Annotated in this window: 15 protein-coding genes and 1 pseudogene; 7 read left to right on the plus strand and 9 right to left on the minus strand. The window is 68.9% G+C overall.

Going from position 1 to position 15,777, the window contains the following annotated elements; genetic code table 11:
• Nucleotides 1–40: 40 nt before the first annotated feature.
• Both B7K22_RS10630 and B7K22_RS10635 read right to left on the minus strand, forming a co-directional pair.
• Nucleotides 41–523 carry an FBP domain-containing protein gene (locus B7K22_RS10630; RefSeq protein WP_084040218.1) on the minus strand — a complete coding sequence of 161 codons (483 nt, stop codon included), beginning with the start codon at nucleotides 521–523 and terminating at the stop codon, nucleotides 41–43.
• Between the two features lie 220 nt (nucleotides 524–743).
• A complete protein-coding gene (locus B7K22_RS10635; RefSeq protein WP_084040219.1) occupies nucleotides 744–1,496 on the minus strand; it encodes an SDR family oxidoreductase in 753 nt (250 codons plus the stop codon).
• A gap of 125 nt (nucleotides 1,497–1,621) precedes the next feature.
• On the opposite strand from B7K22_RS10635, the gene B7K22_RS10640 reads away from it, so the two are divergent.
• The 5 genes from B7K22_RS10640 (at nucleotide 1,622) to B7K22_RS10660 (ending at nucleotide 6,413) form a co-directional block, all read left to right on the plus strand.
• Nucleotides 1,622–2,563: an SDR family NAD(P)-dependent oxidoreductase gene (locus B7K22_RS10640; protein WP_084040220.1), complete on the plus strand. Its 942-nt coding sequence runs from the start codon at nucleotides 1,622–1,624 to the stop codon at nucleotides 2,561–2,563.
• A 24-nt stretch (nucleotides 2,564–2,587) separates the two neighbouring features.
• A complete protein-coding gene (locus B7K22_RS10645; protein WP_084040221.1) occupies nucleotides 2,588–3,568 on the plus strand; it encodes an aldo/keto reductase in 981 nt (326 codons plus the stop codon).
• A gap of 48 nt (nucleotides 3,569–3,616) precedes the next feature.
• The gene (gene sigJ / locus B7K22_RS10650) at nucleotides 3,617–4,486 is read left to right on the plus strand and encodes an RNA polymerase sigma factor SigJ (RefSeq protein WP_234983464.1); all 870 of its coding nucleotides are present in this window, start codon (nucleotides 3,617–3,619) and stop codon (nucleotides 4,484–4,486) included.
• A 73-nt stretch (nucleotides 4,487–4,559) separates the two neighbouring features.
• Nucleotides 4,560–5,936, plus strand: a complete 1,377-nt coding sequence (locus B7K22_RS10655) for an NAD(P)/FAD-dependent oxidoreductase (RefSeq protein WP_084040223.1) — start codon at nucleotides 4,560–4,562, stop codon at nucleotides 5,934–5,936.
• A gap of 9 nt (nucleotides 5,937–5,945) precedes the next feature.
• Nucleotides 5,946–6,413, plus strand: a complete 468-nt coding sequence (locus tag B7K22_RS10660) for a hypothetical protein (RefSeq protein WP_084040224.1) — start codon at nucleotides 5,946–5,948, stop codon at nucleotides 6,411–6,413.
• Here the strand turns inward: B7K22_RS10660 and B7K22_RS10665 are convergent.
• The 5 genes from B7K22_RS10665 to B7K22_RS10680 form a co-directional block, all read right to left on the minus strand.
• Nucleotides 6,408–7,652 carry a low temperature requirement protein A gene (locus B7K22_RS10665; RefSeq protein WP_200807431.1) on the minus strand — a complete coding sequence of 415 codons (1,245 nt, stop codon included), beginning with the start codon at nucleotides 7,650–7,652 and terminating at the stop codon, nucleotides 6,408–6,410. The genes B7K22_RS10660 and B7K22_RS10665 overlap by 6 nt on opposite strands.
• A gap of 185 nt (nucleotides 7,653–7,837) precedes the next feature.
• Nucleotides 7,838–9,388: a DEAD/DEAH box helicase gene (locus tag B7K22_RS10670; protein WP_084040225.1), complete on the minus strand. Its 1,551-nt coding sequence runs from the start codon at nucleotides 9,386–9,388 to the stop codon at nucleotides 7,838–7,840.
• A gap of 404 nt (nucleotides 9,389–9,792) precedes the next feature.
• Nucleotides 9,793–9,948 (minus strand): DUF6131 family protein, encoded by a 156-nt coding sequence (locus B7K22_RS12255; protein WP_200807432.1) that lies wholly within the window; start codon nucleotides 9,946–9,948, stop codon nucleotides 9,793–9,795.
• Nucleotides 9,949–10,059: 111 nt separating this feature from the next.
• Nucleotides 10,060–10,308, minus strand: a complete 249-nt coding sequence (locus B7K22_RS10675) for a hypothetical protein (RefSeq protein WP_084040226.1) — start codon at nucleotides 10,306–10,308, stop codon at nucleotides 10,060–10,062.
• A 105-nt stretch (nucleotides 10,309–10,413) separates the two neighbouring features.
• Nucleotides 10,414–11,163 carry a GAF and ANTAR domain-containing protein gene (locus B7K22_RS10680; RefSeq protein ID WP_084040501.1) on the minus strand — a complete coding sequence of 250 codons (750 nt, stop codon included), beginning with the start codon at nucleotides 11,161–11,163 and terminating at the stop codon, nucleotides 10,414–10,416.
• 228 nt (nucleotides 11,164–11,391) lie between these two features.
• On the opposite strand from B7K22_RS10680, the gene B7K22_RS12375 reads away from it, so the two are divergent.
• A complete protein-coding gene (locus B7K22_RS12375) occupies nucleotides 11,392–12,177 on the plus strand; it encodes a TIGR00730 family Rossman fold protein (protein ID WP_255372183.1) in 786 nt (261 codons plus the stop codon).
• Complete coding sequence (locus B7K22_RS12420; RefSeq protein WP_159448849.1) at nucleotides 12,108–12,332, plus strand: hypothetical protein; 225 nt, start codon at nucleotides 12,108–12,110, stop codon at nucleotides 12,330–12,332. Before B7K22_RS12375 ends, B7K22_RS12420 begins: the two co-directional genes overlap by 70 nt.
• Nucleotides 12,333–12,343: 11 nt before the next feature.
• Here B7K22_RS12420 and B7K22_RS10695 read toward each other — a convergent pair.
• Both B7K22_RS10695 and B7K22_RS10700 read right to left on the minus strand, forming a co-directional pair.
• Nucleotides 12,344–12,637, minus strand: a pseudogene (locus B7K22_RS10695) (DEAD/DEAH box helicase); the annotation flags it as partial.
• Between the two features lie 455 nt (nucleotides 12,638–13,092).
• A complete protein-coding gene (locus B7K22_RS10700) occupies nucleotides 13,093–15,567 on the minus strand; it encodes a toll/interleukin-1 receptor domain-containing protein (protein WP_159448850.1) in 2,475 nt (824 codons plus the stop codon).
• Nucleotides 15,568–15,777: the final 210 nt, after the last annotated feature.

A 15,777-nucleotide genomic window follows, 5' to 3' on the forward strand; every position in this document is an offset into this window, starting at 1 on the left:
TGCCCGGACGCCTCTCGGCGCCCGGGCACTGGCATGCGGACTAGACCTCGGCCGCGAAGGCCATCACGCGCAGTTGCAGGCTCTCGATCTGCTCCTGTCGCGCGGCCTCCGCGTCGAAGCCCTCGTAGAACGCGCGCGGTGGCCGCCGCGCGTTGCGCGAGCACTGGAAGTCCTCGCACACGAGCGTGCCGACGGTGTCGCCGTTGCGACCCGCTTTGCCGGAGCGCTTGGCGGTGTAGAGCACCACGTCGTTCGGCAGCGTGACGTCCTGGCACCACGAGCACTGCGTGCGGGTGCGCGGCGAGGATCCCGGGTGGCGCAGCACGAGTCCGCAGTGGCCGCCGTCGAGCAGAGGGATCACCACGTAGGCGCGGCGCTCGAACCTGAGATCGCGCCACCCGAGGTACTCGAGCGATGCCCAGTCGATGGCGTCGAGGCCGGCGGGCAGGGTCAGGTCGTTCACCTCGCGGCGCGAGGCGTTGATGAAGGACGCGCGCAGCGTCGACTCGGTCAGGGGAAGCATGAGATGTCACTTTCGGTGACGCCCGCGCGCGGCGATCGCGGCGCGCGGGCGGAGGTTGCCAGGGGTCAGCGACGTCAGCCGTGCCCGGGGGGGGCACGGCCGGGGCGCTAGAACCTGATGCCGGCGCACCGGGCGCCGACCACCTCCTGAATGCTCACGCCTCCAGGGTAAGCGACACGCACCGATGCCGCGTCAGCGAGGGTCGCTTGCGCGGGCCGACCTACGCCGTTCCCGTGGTCCTGTCGAGCCACTCGGCGAAGGTCTCCGAGCCGATCTCCGCGCCGGCGTCGGGCAGCAGTGCGCCGTCACGCTGCGCCTTGCCGAGCGGACCCGGCAGGCCCACGCTCGGCATCCAGCCGCGGTGGCCCGAGGCCCGCGCCCATGCTCGCACCATGTCGTTCAGGGACTCCTCGCGGGGGCCGGCGAGCTCGACATATCCGCCGAGCGCGGGGGACTCGGCGAGGTCGACCAGCCGCGACGCCACCTCGCGCCCGGCAATGGGCTGGGTGCGCATCTTGGGAGCGAGGTGGAGCGGACCGGCCTTGGCCATGGCGTACACCTGCGCCGCGAACTCGTGGAACTGCGTGGCCCGCAGGATGGTCCACGGCACGCCCCCTGCCTCGATCGCCTGCTCCTGAGCGCGCTTGCCGGCGTAGTAGTCGTAGGGCGCGCGCTCCACGCCCACGATCGACAGGGCGACGTGCCGCTCGACGCCTGCTCGCTGCTCGGCCGCCAGCAGCGTCCGGGTGGCCTGCTCGAAGAAGGCGACCGACGCATCGGCCTTCATGGTGCCCACGTTGGTGACGTCGACCACGGCGGTGACGCCGACGAGGGCATCCTCGAGCCCCTCGCCCGTCACGACGTCGACGCCCAGCGAACGCGCCATCGGCACGACCTCGTGGCCCCGGCTGCGGGCCTGCTCGGCGACCATGGAGCCCAACAGCCCCGTGACTCCTGCGACTGCGATCCTCATGTCTGCTCCTCACTGTGTGCGGCGCTCGCGGTGAGCGCTTGAACTCACGACGACGCAGCTGTCCAGAGTGTGAGCCTCACATTCGAGCGGCCTGCGTCGTCGTGAGGGGCGAGAGGAGACACAGCATGCATCGGATCATCGACAGTCCGTTTACCGCCCACCACACCGCAGAGGGCGTCAGCCAGGGCGCCGACCTCAGCGGCAAGCGCGCGGTCGTCACCGGTGGTGCGTCGGGCATCGGCGTCGAGACAGTGCGTGTGCTCGCGGCTCGAGGGGCAGAGGTGACGATCGCGGCGCGCGACCTGGAGGACGCCGCACGCGTCGCGGAGGAGATCTCGTCGCGGACCGATGGCCGCGCCGTTCAGGTCAAGCAGCTCGAGCACACCGACCGTGCGTCCGTCGTTCGGTTCGCCGAGGATTGGACGGGTCCGCTCGACCTGCTGATCAACAACGCCGGCGTGATGCGCATCCCCGAGCTGACGAGGGACGGCCAGGGTCACGAGATGCAGCTCTCGACCAACTACCTCGGTCACGCCGACCTCACTCTGCGCCTGCGCGGCGCGCTCGCTGCGGCAGGCGACGGCGCGCGGGTCATCATGGTCAGCTCCTCCGGGCATCTCTTCAGCCCCGTCGTCTTCGAGGACGTCGACATCCGGTTCCGCCCGTACGACCCGCTCACGGCGTATGGCCAGGCGAAGACTGCCGAGGTGCTCCTCGCCGTGGGAATCGCGCACCGCTGGGCCGACGACGGCATCGTCGCTCACGCCGTCAACCCCGGGGCGATCGCCACCAGGCTCCAGCGCCACGTGGGCGGGACGCTCGCGACGCCCGCACACCTGCAGAAGACCGTCGAGCAGGGAGCGTCGACCACCGTCCTCGCCGCGGTCTCTCCCCTGCTCGCCGCGGGAGAGGCCCAGTACCTGAGCGACAACGCTCCAGCACACGTGGTCGAGGCGCGTCCGGACGGTCCGGAGGAGATCGGCCGCTCGGTCGCGCGCTATGCGCTCGACCCCGACGGAGCCGACCGCCTGTGGACGCTGTCGCAGGCCCTGCTCGGCCACCACTGAGACACGAGAGGACGAGGAGGATTCATGAGACAGCACACGCTGGGCGACGGACTCACCGTCTCCGCCATGGGCCTGGGCGCGATGGGCATGAGCGCCTTCTACGGCGCGAGCGACGAGCAGGAGTCGATCGCGACCCTGCGCCATGCGGTGGACCTGGGCGTGACGTTCATCGACACCGCCGAGGCCTATGGACCGTTCACGAACGAGCAGCTCAGCGGTCGCGCGCTCAAGGACCGCCGCGAGGACATCACGCTCGCGACCAAGGCATCCGCGGAGACCGACGACGACGGCACGGTGCATGGCCGCAACGGGACGCCCGAGTACATCAGGCGAGCCTGCGAGCGCTCGCTCCGGCACCTGGGCGTCGACGTCATCGACCTGTACTACCTTCACCGGGCGGATCCGGCCGTGCCCATCGAGGACAGCGTGGGCGCGATGGCCGAGCTGGTGAGCGAGGGCAAGGTCCGCCACCTCGGCCTGTCCGAGGTCTCGGCGACGACCATGCGCCGGGCACACGCGGTGCATCCCATCGCGGCCATCCAGTCCGAGCTCTCCCTCTTCGCGCGCGACATCCTGCACAACGGCGAGAAGGACACGGCCGACGAGCTCGGCATCGGCTTCGTCGCGTTCTCCCCGCTCGGGCGCGGCGTGCTCACCGATGGCGTCCGCAGCCTCGACGACCTCGCCCCTGACGATGCGCGACGGGGACTGCCGCGATTCGCGCCGGATGCCTTCGACGCGAACCGCGCGCTCGTCGCTCGGGTCGAGGCCATCGCCGCGGACCTGGGGGTCACGGTCGCTCAGGTGGCGCTCGCGTGGGTCATGGCGGAGGGCGTGGTGCCGATCCCTGGCACACGGCGGCGCTCACGGGTCCGGGAGAACGCCGCAGCGGTGGACGTTGCGCTGAGCGAGGACGTGCGCGAGGCTCTGAGGAGCGCGCTGCCGGCCTCGGAGATCGTGGGCTCTCGCGACGGGATCGACGCGCCCACCGGCACCGATCGATGAACGAGACAGGCGTCTCACGGAAGCGGGATCCAGATGCACGATGACGCGGTGACCGCCGCCCTCGACGCCGAGCGGCCTGCGCTGCGCGGGCTCGCCTACCGCATGCTCGGCAGCGTCAGCGACGCCGAGGACGCCGTGCAGGAGGCCTTCGTGCGGTGGGTGCGGCTCACCGACGCGCAGCGCGGCGAGGTCGATAACCCCGGCGCGTGGATGATGCGGGTGACGTCACGGATCTGCCTCGACATGCTGGGCTCGGCTCGGGCTCGCCGTGAGACCTACGTGGGCCCGTGGCTGCCCGAGCCGCTGCCGACCGTGGCGAGTGCGACGAGCACCGTCGACCCGCAGGAGCGCGTCACGCTCGACGACTCGGTGAGCATGGCGCTGCAGGTGGTGCTCGACACGCTGACGCCGGCCGAGCGTGTGGCGTTCGTGCTGCACGACGTCTTCGAGCTGCCGTTCGCGCAGGTCGCGGACACCGTGGGGCGCTCGGTCGCGGCGAGCCGGCAGCTCGCGTCCTCGGCGCGGCGCAAGGTGCGTGCCCGCACCCGTGACGCCGCTCCCCGCGAGCGCCACGACGCCGTGGCGGCCGCCTTCGCGGCCTCCACCGGTACGGGCGACTTCGAGGCCCTCGTCGCGCTGCTGGACCCCGAGGTGACGCTCACCTCGGACGGCGGCGGCAAGGTCAGCGCCGCGCGCCGCCCCGTGCATGGAGCCGCGAACGTCGCGAGGTTCATCCTGGGAGTGCTCACCCAGCGTCCGCAGGTCACCGTCGACCCGATCACCACGGCGGACGGACTGGGATTCGTGGTGAGCGAGGACGGCGTGGTCGATACCGTGATGGTCCTGGGCGTGCGAGGCGAGCGGGTGTCCGACGTCTGGCTGATGCGGAACCCCGACAAGCTCACCAGCTGGCGCTGACCCTCACATTCCGGTCCCCTGCGTCGTCGAGTCAGTGACGGCACACAGGAGCACAACCGGAGAGGTGAGGACGATGCGCCGGATTCTGATCATCGGCGGCGGCTACGCAGGGCTGTACACGGCGTGGGGCCTCGAGCGGCGCCTGCGCCGCGGCGAGGCGGAGGTGGTGCTCGTCGACCCGCGTCAGCACATGACCTACCAGCCGTTCCTCCCCGAGGTGGTGGCGGGATCGATCGAGCCCCGCCATGCGGCCGTCTCGCTGAGACGTCACCTGCGGCGCACGCGTGTGATCGCGGGCTCCGTGGTAGAGCTGCGGCACGCGGCCCGCACGGCGACCATCGCGCCGCTCGACGGCGAGCCCTACGACCTGCCCTACGACACCGTGGTGACCACCGCCGGCGCAGTGACGCGCACCCTGCCCATCCCAGGACTGCTCGACACGGGCATCGGCCTGAAGACCGTCGAGGAGGCCGCGGCCATCCGCGATCGCCTGGTGCTCGCGTTCGAGCAAGCTGCGGAGCTGCCCGCCGGTCCCGAGCGCGATCGACTGCTGACCGTCACGGTGGTGGGCGGTGGCTTCTCGGGCGTCGAGGTGCTGGGCGAGATGATGGGCCTCGCGCGCTCGCTGGTCAGGCGCTTCCCCACCCTCAACCGCGAGGACGTGGCCTTCCACCTGGTCGAGGCCGCGCCCAGGATCCTGCCCGAGGTCAGCGACCGGCCCGGCCGATGGGTCGTGTCCCGGCTCGAGCACAAGGGCGCGCGCGTGCACCTCAGCACCAGCCTGGTCTCGGCCGTCAACGGGCACGTCGAGTTGTCCGACGGCGTCACCTACGACACGGGCCTGCTGGTGTGGACGGCGGGAAACGCCACGAACCCAGTGGTCGCTCGCCACAGCGACCTGCCGCTCGACGCGCGCGGCCGGGTGACCGTGGGCGCGGACCTGCGGGTGCGCGACGGCGTCAAGGTGGTCCCCGACGCGTGGGCTGCCGGCGACGACGCCGCGGTTCCCGACCTGGCGCTGTCCCGCGACGCCGCGATCACCACGGTGCCGAATGCGCAGCACGCCGTGCGTCAGGCCGAGCTGTTGGCTCGCAACATCGTCGCCGTCCTGCGCGGGCGCGAGCCCCGGCCCTACCGTCACCGCAGCATCGGCGTGGTCGCGACCCTCGGGCTGGGCGACGGCATCTTCCAGTTCCGCCGCCTGGTGATCAAGGGGCTGCCCGCGTGGTTCATCCACCGCGGTTATCACGTACTCGCGATCCCGTCGTGGGAGCGCAAGGCGCACGTGCTCGCCGTGTGGCTCGTCGCGGCCGTGTTCGGTCGCGACATCGTGGCGCTGCCCCAGCGCACCGATCCTCGGCGCGCCTTCGTCACCGGCGGCGAGCCCGTACCGCCGTCGCCGGAGGACTCCAGCGATACGACCCAGGATGCCGCGCCCATCGCGGCCTGAGGAGGAGACATGAGCACATCATCAGCACGCCTGAGCCAGGAGACGGGCCTCGCCGATAGCGGGGTGGCCTGGTGGCAGACCGCCGCGCTGGCCGCGAGCGTCGTGATCGCCGCGGTGGTGGGGTTGTGGTCCTACGCGCTCCCCCAGGAGTTCTTCGACCACTTCCCCAGCGTGTTGGGCGAGTGGGTCTCCCAGGACGGCCCATACAACGAGCACCTGGTGCGTGACCACGGAGCCATGTACCTCGCTCTAGGAGCGGCGAGCGTCGCCGGACTGGTGTGGCGCTCGCGCATCGGCTATCGCCTGCTCGGCATCGCGTGGACGGTGTTCGGTGTCCTGCACTTTGCGTACCACGTCACGCACCTCGACCACATGTCGCGGTCCGATGCGATCGCTCAGACCACCGTCCTGGTGGTCGCCGTGGCGCTGGGCGTCGCGCTGCTCATCCCGCGGCGAGGGCACTCAGCACTGTCATAGCCGCTCGAGCGCCCGACGGATGTGGCCGTCGCCGTGGACCTCGTACCCCACCACGCTGATCCACGGCGCCACGGTCAGCACCAGCACGGGCCACGCGATCGACGCTCCCGTGAGGGCGAGGACCACTGCCAGGGCAATGCACGCGACGGTGCCCACGATGAGCCACACATGGAGCGGATCGCGACCAGGCAGCAGCAGGTGGAACAGCATGTACACCGCGATCACGTACGCGCACAGCGGGATCGCGACCGTCAGCGTGGATCCGATCGCGCCGAGCTCGCTGTGATGCTCCAGGTAGTACGCGACGGCGTGCAGACCCGCGCCAACGGCGGCGATGGCCGAGTAGATCGCGAGGTGCGCGTACGCCCACCGCACCCCGAGGTCGCGGCGCCGGCTCAGGATCTCCCCGTAAGGGATGGAGAAGTACACCCACCACATGCCCACGACCATGGTGATGCCGGAGAAGGCGAGGACGCCGGCCTCGGCGGTCCACCCGGCCTCCGTCGTGACGGCCTCGACCGCGGTGGTGGTGCCGAGCACGACCTCGCCGAAGGTGATGATGGCGAGCAGCCCGAACCGCTCGGCGATGTGGTGCGCGTGGATCGGCAGCCGCCCCTCACGGGACTCGAGGAACGCGGATCCGCCCACCTCCGTCGCGTACAGCGCCGCCATGAGGACGATCAGCGCCGGCATGGGCAGCGGCACGAACGCGGTGACGATCCAGCCCAGCTGCGCCGCTCCGATGACCTTGACGTACCCGAGCAGAACCGAGCGATGCTCGGGATCGTCACGCGCGGCGCGCAGCCACAGGCTGATCATCGACAGCCGCATGATGACGTAGCCCACGACGATCACGTCGTTGTCGAGCACTCCCTCGTCGAAGCCGGCGAACAGGTCGCCGATCCCGAGCGCGAGGATCGTGACGCCGAGCATCTGCACCAGGGTCGCGATGCGGAAGCCCCAGTCGTCGGTGTCGTAGGCGGACGCGAACCACGCGTACGTCATCCACGCCCAGATGATCGCGAACATGCAGAACAGGAACGCGAGCAGCCCGGACCACACGTGGTCCGCCGCGAGGCTGTGGGCGAACTGCGACCCGGCGATCGAGAACGCGACCACGAGCGTCAGGTCGTACAGCAGCTCAAGCGGCGTCGCCGAACGGTGCGCATCCCCCGGGTCCCTGCCCGACATGGGGATGAGCCGATGCGGTCGCAGCGAGCGCGTGGGTCCAGGTGCCATGCGGCTCACATTAGCGACGGGTCGCGTGGCGCGTCAGGGTGCGGCTGGCGCTGGTGGGTGCAGGCCGATGCGGGTGCCGGGTCCCGCGCTGCCGGCACCGCAGCGCCAGGCGAGCCGTGCGCCGCCACGAGACGACGCTGCCCGGGTGCCATGTGGCACCCGGGCAGCGTCAAGGCACGTGGGGATCAGCGCGAGCGACGCCCGCCGCGACCCGAGGAGAAGTCAGCAGCCGAACGGTAGCCGCCGCCCTGCGATGAGCCGCCACGGCTGCGCCCGCCACCGGAGCGACCGCCAGCCTGCGCCGGCTTCGCCGACTGGTGACCGGCATCGTTGCGGTGGCCGTTCGAACCGGCCGATGCGCCCGTACCCGCAGCACGACCGGCACCCTGGCCCTGGCCGCCGGCCGAGCCGTTGCCGCGCCCGCGACGGCGACGACCGCCGCCGGTCGAGCCAGCACCCGCTCCGCCGCGGCCAGCCTGGCCACGACCACCCTGGCCACGGCCTCGGCCGCCACCCTGTCGCTGCGGCTGCGCCGCTGCCTTCTTGGCGGCGATGGCCGGGTCGACCCACGCCGCGACCTCGCCCACGAGCGACAGGACGGCGGGCGAGGTCGCGTTGACCTGCACGGGCGTCACAGTGATCTTGGCCTGGCGCAGCAGCTGCGCGGTATCGCGCTTCTGCTCGGGCAGCACGAGCGTGACGACATCGCCCGACGAACCAGCGCGAGCCGTGCGGCCCGAGCGGTGCAGGTATGCCTTGTGCTCGGCGGGCGGGTCCACGTGGACCACGAGCTCGACACCGTCGACGTGCACGCCGCGCGCGGCGACGTCGGTCGCCACGAGCACCTTGGCCTCGCCGGACGCGAAGGCCGCGAGGTTGCGGTCGCGCGCGTTCTGCGACAGGTTGCCGTGCAGGTCGACGGCGGGGATGCCGTCCTTGGTGAGCTGCTGCGCGAGGCGCTTGGCGTGGTGCTTGGTGCGCATGAACAGGACTCGGCGACCCGTGCCGGAGGCGAGGGCGCGCACCACGTCCTTCTTCGCATCGGCGCTGCCGAGGTGGAAGACGTGGTGCGTCATGGCCTCGACGGGGCTCTCGGCGGAGTCCACCGAGTGCGTTCGGGGGTTGTCGAGGAAGCGCTTGACGAGCTTGTCCACGCCGTTGTCGAGCGTCGCGGAGAACAGCAGGCGCTGGCCGGACGTGGGCGTCGCGTTCATGATGCGCGTCACACCGGGCAGGAAGCCCAGGTCGGCCATGTGGTCGGCCTCGTCGAGGACGGTGATCTCGACGTCGTCGAGGCTCACGATCCGCTGACCCATGAGGTCCTCGAGGCGACCCGGGCACGCCACGGCGATGTCGACGCCGCGGCGCATGGCGACCTCCTGGCGGTGCTGGCTCACGCCGCCGAAGATCGTGGTGGTCGTGAGGCCGTAGGCTGCGGCGAGCGGCGCGATAACGGCGTCGATCTGCGTCGCGAGCTCGCGCGTGGGGGCAAGGATGAGCGCGCGGGGGCGGCCGGGCTTGGCGCGGCCCCCCTTGGCGCCCAGGCGTGCGGCGATGGGCAGCGAGAATGCCAGCGTCTTGCCGGAGCCGGTCTTGCCGCGGCCCAGCACGTCACGCCCGGCGAGCGTGTCAGGAAGGGTGTCGGCCTGGATGGGGAACGCGGCAGTCTTGCCGTCGCGCTCGAGGACGTCGGTGAGCGGGGTGGGCACGCCGAGGTCGGCGAAGGTCGTAGTCATACGGGTTGCGGAGCCTTTCAGGCTTGCGGCCGATGCGCGGGCTGGCTAGTCGCAGCGCGCGTGAGATCCCTGGTGTCAGGGCACCGGCGATGGTGGCGAATCGCGCGGGTCCGCGCGTCCGTTCGCCGAAGAGAGGATTTCTACGAGCCTGGCGAGTGGTCCGTGTCTGGGACCGGGCGCTGGCGAGAAGTGGAAGCAATCTGCGACGCATGCCTGACCAGGGGCCGGGCACAGGTTCAAGGATACCAGGCGTTCTGCTTGAGGGGCTCCCCTGCGGCTCGCCCTCCTCCGAACGCGACGAGAGGCGAGCGCATCGGGGTGGTTCCCCACGCACTCGCCTCTCGGTCAGCGGGACGTCATCGCCCCGCTACGGCGTTCGCGTCCGGCTCAGAACCGCTGTCAGGTCAGAACCAATGCTTGCGCCCGCCGATGCTCCGGCCGGAACGGCCCAGAAGCATGAGAACCAGGCCGACGACGAGGAGCACGATGCCGATGGTCGTCAGAATCGGGATCGAGGCCAGGACGCCGATCAGGAAGAGAATCAGACCAAGGATGATCACAGCAGTTCCTCTCTTGTGCGGCCCCTTCTGTGGGGCCGTTGTGCTTCGGTCGCCGTCATCAACCCGCATCGTTCCTCGTACATTCCCGCAGCGTGTGGTCGAGATCGGTGGCTAGGCGGGCACGTGCACCTCGCCGCACGTGCCGCACGGCTCGTCAGAGAAGATCACCGCCGTGCGGGGCTCGGCGACGTTCCGGTCCCGTGGGGCCGTTGCCTGCGCACAGGCTGCGGCCGCGACGCGGCGATCGAACTCTTGAATCTGCTTGATGCGTTCGAGGCGTTCGAGCACGTCTTCGAGAGTGACGCGGTGCTCGGCCTCGGAGTTGGTTGCGGCGCTGTCGCCGGCAGACAGGTCAGTCAAGGGGCTCCTCGGGAAGGCACGGACAGGTGCGTTGCCGAGGTCTGGAGCAACTCCTCCGGACACTAACACGCCGGAAGCACAGCCGCCGGTTGCCGAGCGCTACCGCTACATGCTGTGCAGCTCCGCCGTGACACCAAGGTCGTCAGCCCTGAGTTCACCGGAGCTCAGGGTCTGAGCGACTCCGTGAAGCGTGAGGTTGCGCTGGCGTGCGTAGGCTCGCATCACTCGGAAGGCCTCGTCCATGGAGATCGACAACGAGCCGGAGATCACTCCCTTGGCCTGCTCGATCAGCACCCGGCTGTCCAACGCGCGCTGGAGCTGCTCCTCGACCACCTTGCCCTCCCGCACCAGGCGCTCTTGCAGCAGACCGATGGTGGCGACGTCCGCGAGCGCCTGCGCCAGCTCCGCGTCCCGTTCGCTGACACGGCCGGTGTGCTCACCGAACAGGTTCATCGAGCCGATGACCTTTCCACGCAGCTTCATGGGGATGGCCAGCGCGGAGCGGATACCCAGAGCCTTTGCCGCGCTGCTGAATTCGGGCCACCGCGCACGCTCCTCGGCGATGTCGGCCACCGAGACCCTTTCGCCGCTGCGGTAGGAGTCGATGCACGGACCGGAGCCTGCGTCCAGCTGCATCACCTCGACAAACGCCGCAGCACGATCCGTGGATGCGATGTACTGGAGCGTGCCGTCGGCGTCGGCGAGCAGCAGGCCGCCCGCCTTCATGCCAAGAATGCCCACGCAATCGTGGAGGAGCGTGTCGAGCAGCTCGACCTCGTCGTACTCGGTGGTCAGCGTGTTCGCCGCCGCGACGAACGCTCTGATGACGATCTGTTCTCTCGCCTCAGCATCCATGGTCATTCCCTAGTCCTGGCGTGGGTCGCACGCATGTTCGAGGATCAGTGTGCCGCATCGCGGCGCGACCGTGGCGCCTGCGTTCTCGGGCGTCGCGGCAGGGCGGCGGCGGTAGTGGACCTGAACGCGACAATTGCAAGGATGACCCGCATGGACCTCCACCGTGTGTGCGTGTTCGCGGGCTCGAGCCCTGGCACCGACCCGCGTTACGTGTAGGCCGCCCGCGACTTGGGAACGTTGCTGGCGTCGCGAGGTGTTGGAGTGGTGTTCGGCGGCGCCAGCGTGGGTCTCATGGGAGCGGTCGCGGACGCGGCATTGGAGGCCGGCGGTGAGGTGATCGGCGTGATCCCGGATGCGCTGGACCGCCGCGAGGTCAGCCACCGCGGAGTCACCGAGCTGCACGTGGTGACCACCATGCACGAGCGCAAGGCGATGATGGCGGAGCTGTCCGATGCGTTCATCGCGCTGCCTGGCGGCCTGGGCACCTTCGAGGAGGTGCTGGAGGTCACCACGTGGACGCAGCTGGACTTCCACAAGAAGCCCGCGGGCCTGCTGTCCGCCGCCAGCCTCTACGACGACCTGAACCGCCTGGCGGATCACGCGACACGCGAGCGGTTCATCCGGCCCGAGCACCGCGGGCTGATGCTGCACGAGACCTCCGCCACCGTGTTGCTGGAGCGGCTCGCCGCGTGGGAACCATTAGCGATGGACAAGTGGATCGACCGGGACGGCCCGGAGGCCGCATCGCGCGAGCTGGACCTGCCGCCGCGCGGCCCGCTAGTGGGCGTCAGCGCGATCGTTGTGCGCGACGGCAAGGTGCTGCTGGGCCGGCGGCGCGGCGCTCACGGCGACGGCGAGTGGTCCTTCCCCGGCGGTAAGGTCGACGCGCGGGCGAGGCGGCGGCCGATGCGGCGGCGCGCGAGCTCGAGGAGGAGACCGGGCTGGTGGCCACCTCCGTCGAGCCGACCACCTGGACGGACGACGTCTTCGCCGACGCGGGTCTGCACTTCGTGACGCTGCACGTCGCCGTCGAGGCCGAGGGTGAACCTGAGGCGCGCGAGCCTCACAAGATCGCGGAGTGGGGCTGGTTCGACCGGGACGCGCTCCCCGAGCCTCTGTTCGGGCCAGTCGCCGCGCTGCTTGCGACGGGGTGGAGTCCTTCGCGCTAGGAATCCGCGCCGGGCGAGATGACGGCGTCGATCCGCGTCGCGAGTTCGCGCGTAGGCGCCAGGATGAGGGCGCGCGGGTGGCCGAGCTAGGCGCGGCCCTTGCGGTTGGCCGGGCGTGCGGCGACGGGCAGGGAGAGCGCGAGCGTCTTGCCGGAGCCGGTCTTGCCGCGGCCCAGCACATCGCGGCCGGCGAGCGTGTCGGGCAGGGTGTCGGCCTGGATGGGGAACGGAGCGATCTTGCCGTCGCGCTCGAGGACATCGGTGAGCTTGGCGGGCACGCCGAGTTCGGCGAAGGTGTTCGTCATGCTTGTGGGTGAGCCTTTCGGGCTACGGGCCGATGCGCGCGCTTTCTCTGTCTGTGCGCGTGAGTCTCCCTGGGGTGTCTTGGCAACCAGGGCACCGGCGATGGTGGCGAAGCGCGAAGGTGTCCGCGTCCGTTCGCCGAAGAGAGGATTTCTACGAGCCTGGCGCTGTGGCGTCCCTGTGTGTGGACTGTTGCGCTGGCGAGAAGGAGAAGCAATCTGCGACGCGTGCCAGCCGATGTTCTGGCTGGGCATAAGTTCCAGGATAGCAGGCGTTTCGGCAGCACTCCCGTGCCCGCGCCCCTCGGACGGCTCAATGCCCCGCATGAGAGCGGGCGCCACCCATTCGTGGACGAGCCCTGCAAGCGCAGTTTGAGTCTGGGTCGGTGAAAGGCTGCTCGTTCCCGGGGCAATTCGCCGGGCAGCATTCGGTGCGTGAGTTCCGATCGATGTGGCAGCTAGTGCTCGAAGTACTCCGGATGGGATTCCGCGAGATCGAGCACTGCTGCGAGTTCCCCCATCGTGTCGAGTTCTTGTGCCAAGGTGCGCACGCGAGCCGCCGCCTGACCCGCAGAGATCAAACCTTGGTCCCCTCGTGCAACGGCGATCCGGATTGCCAGCGTCAGGTTGTGAACGTCTCGCCTGTCACTTAGTGCCTCGTCGATGTACCGAGTTGCGTCATCGAAGCGATCACGTTGGAGGGCGACCTTTGCGCGGAGGTTGCCGACGATCGCGCGAGGGGTCCCGGGCAGACTACGCGCCCTCTCCACCGCAGCCTCGGCGCCATCGAGGTCGCTGGTGTCTGCGAGCGCGCTTGCTAGCGAGAGCCACGACTCGTGGAAACTAGGGTCGATCTCGGTGCTTCGTCGGAACTCAGCAATTGCTCGGTCGAACTTGCCTAGCTGCAACGCAATACGGCCTAGTCGATGACGGTAGCCAGGGTTGAGCGGTTCCCGAGTGACGGCCTTCTGAATCATCGCCTCGGCTTCCATGAACTCCCCCTGGTTCTCGAGAGCCTGAGAGTAAGTCGCCAGGGTCCAGGGTGTGTCCCCACCAAGGTCGATTGACGTGCGCGCGGCTTCGGCCGCACCGGCCCAATCCTGTTTGCGCGACCGGGCTTGCGCGATGTCAGACCAGAGCTGGGCCGGATCGCGGCGAAACGGGATCGCACGCTGAAAGTACGAGATCGCTGCGTCCCAGTTTCGCGCGATGAGCTCAACTCGACCCGCGTCCCGAAGCACGCCCGCGTGGGTTGGCCAACGCCGAATGAGGCTGGCGATCAAGGCCCGAGCGTCGTCGATGCGATTGAGATGCGCGAGCGTCTTTGCCTTTAGGCGCAGCACCTCCAAATCGAGTTCGTCGCGATCCGTGACCGCTTCTTCCAAATATGGCAGGAGCTCGCCGTAGCGCTTCTCGTGATAGAGCTCGGTCGCAGTCTCGAGGAGGACTCCACGAAGATCGCGTCGGATAGCGACTGCTTCTTCGAAACGCCCAGCCAATCCGAGGAGCTTTACGCAAGAAACCATCGTTGTTACGTATAGCGCGTTGTCCGGCCCCAGCCGCTCGAACTCCGTGTAGACCACGCTTGCCATGTGGTCAAGACGGCGTCGATGCGCCGGGTCCTTCCTCATCGATCGCAAGAAGTAGTCCCGCATGAGGGGATGTAGCGCAAGAGTTCCCCCGGATCCCCAAGTCAGAAGTGCATGTCCTATCGCTTCGTCGACGATGCGCTGCATTTCCTGACTAGCCACACCCACACACTCCGCGAGGACTTCGGCACGAACAGGACCGTCAATCGGTGCAAGTGCTTCGAGTGCACGCCAGGTACCCACCGTCAGGGCAGCCGGATCCACAAGGTCGGTAGCGATCTTGATGCGTTGTTCGACAAGGGCCGAAGCTTCGAGTGGGAGTTTCGGGGCGACGACTTCGAGCGCCAATGGGTGGCCCTGTAGAGCCTCGACAACCTCCGCGAGCTCTTCGTCTCCGCCGCGCGCGCCTGCATGCCGAAGCAGTGGGACCCCAAACAGAGCCGGTAGGCCATCGATGAAGGAGACGCGCACGTGCGGATACCCGGAGCCGAGACGGGGTCTGCGCCGCGAGGTCATCAGGACGGCGTTCTCTGGCATGGCCGATATCGCGATCGCATCGAGAAGCGTAGTCAGAAGCGGACCGGGCTCTCCCGACTCGAGTAACCAGTGTTGAATCTCCTCCAACACCAAGAAGCCACCACTACCAGTATGAGCACGCACGAGGCCCAAGAGATGCTCGTTCACTGCCTCCGGACTCGCACCCTCGTCCACTGCGGGCACTCGTAGCGAACGAGAGAGAAGCAAGTCCAGCTCGACCTCACGCACACCCGGACCGGCCGAGATCGCCAGCGCCGCGCCGGACCCCGCGGTCAATCTTGTGAGTGCCTCTCGTGCGAGGCTCCGCTTGCCAACTCCGGCTACGCCCGCCAGGACAATGACCTTGACATTAGGCGAGTAGACCGCAGCTTCGATTTCGCCGACAGACTCCGCGCGGTCAAAGAAAGCCCGTCTTGACCGTGCACGCGCCTCGTGGCCACCGAGTGAAGCTGCGATCGCATCCGCGCCACTCGTACCGTCTCCGTACAAGAACGCCTGGAACTTGAGCGGGACCTCCGTGTCATCGAGCCGGTAGATACGTATTGCAACTGAGTTGTCGTTAATGTACTTGGCGAAGGCGGTGTTGAACTCGTACTGCACCCACCGCGAATCTGAGGCTGCCGCGCTCCAAAGCAATACGAAGTCACTGGCCGCCTGGATGCCATCGACGATCTCTTCAAGCAACATGTCGCCCACATCGAGTTCGTGAAGGTCGACCCAAGCATCGCCATGAAGAGCCGTTCGAAGCGACTCTGCCAGGCCTTTGTCAGGCGTCGCATGTGAAATGAAGTACCGCTTGGCCGTCACGTCCGCTCCTCGCCGGAGTTCCACTGATGCCGTGAATGTACCCTACGGGCCAAGCACTGGGCTCTCGCGCCGGGTCGCCACGTAGCCGCATTCACCGGGCTCGAGAGTCCACCAACTCGTCAACGGCCGCGGTAATTGACGACTGCGCCGCCAACTACCGAGAAGTGCGTGGCTCGCAATTGTCCTAACCGCGGCTACGGCCCAACGAAA

This window comes from Demequina sp. NBRC 110053 (assembly GCF_002090095.1).
Classification (GTDB): domain Bacteria; phylum Actinomycetota; class Actinomycetes; order Actinomycetales; family Demequinaceae; genus Demequina.

Bases quoted from the DNA above. Each gene is read 5' to 3' on its own strand.
- B7K22_RS10630 (WP_084040218.1), bottom strand. From the start codon at position 523: ATGCTTCCCCTGACCGAGTCGACGCTGCGCGCGTCCTTCATCAACGCC.
- B7K22_RS10635 (WP_084040219.1), bottom strand. From the start codon at position 1,496: ATGAGGATCGCAGTCGCAGGAGTCACGGGGCTGTTGGGCTCCATGGTC.
- B7K22_RS10640 (WP_084040220.1), top strand. From the start codon at position 1,622: ATGCATCGGATCATCGACAGTCCGTTTACCGCCCACCACACCGCAGAG.
- B7K22_RS10645 (WP_084040221.1), top strand. From the start codon at position 2,588: ATGAGACAGCACACGCTGGGCGACGGACTCACCGTCTCCGCCATGGGC.
- B7K22_RS10655 (WP_084040223.1), top strand. From the start codon at position 4,560: ATGCGCCGGATTCTGATCATCGGCGGCGGCTACGCAGGGCTGTACACG.
- B7K22_RS10660 (WP_084040224.1), top strand. From the start codon at position 5,946: ATGAGCACATCATCAGCACGCCTGAGCCAGGAGACGGGCCTCGCCGAT.
- B7K22_RS10665 (WP_200807431.1), bottom strand. From the start codon at position 7,652: ATGGCACCTGGACCCACGCGCTCGCTGCGACCGCATCGGCTCATCCCC.
- B7K22_RS10670 (WP_084040225.1), bottom strand. From the start codon at position 9,388: ATGACTACGACCTTCGCCGACCTCGGCGTGCCCACCCCGCTCACCGAC.
- B7K22_RS10680 (WP_084040501.1), bottom strand. From the start codon at position 11,163: ATGGATGCTGAGGCGAGAGAACAGATCGTCATCAGAGCGTTCGTCGCG.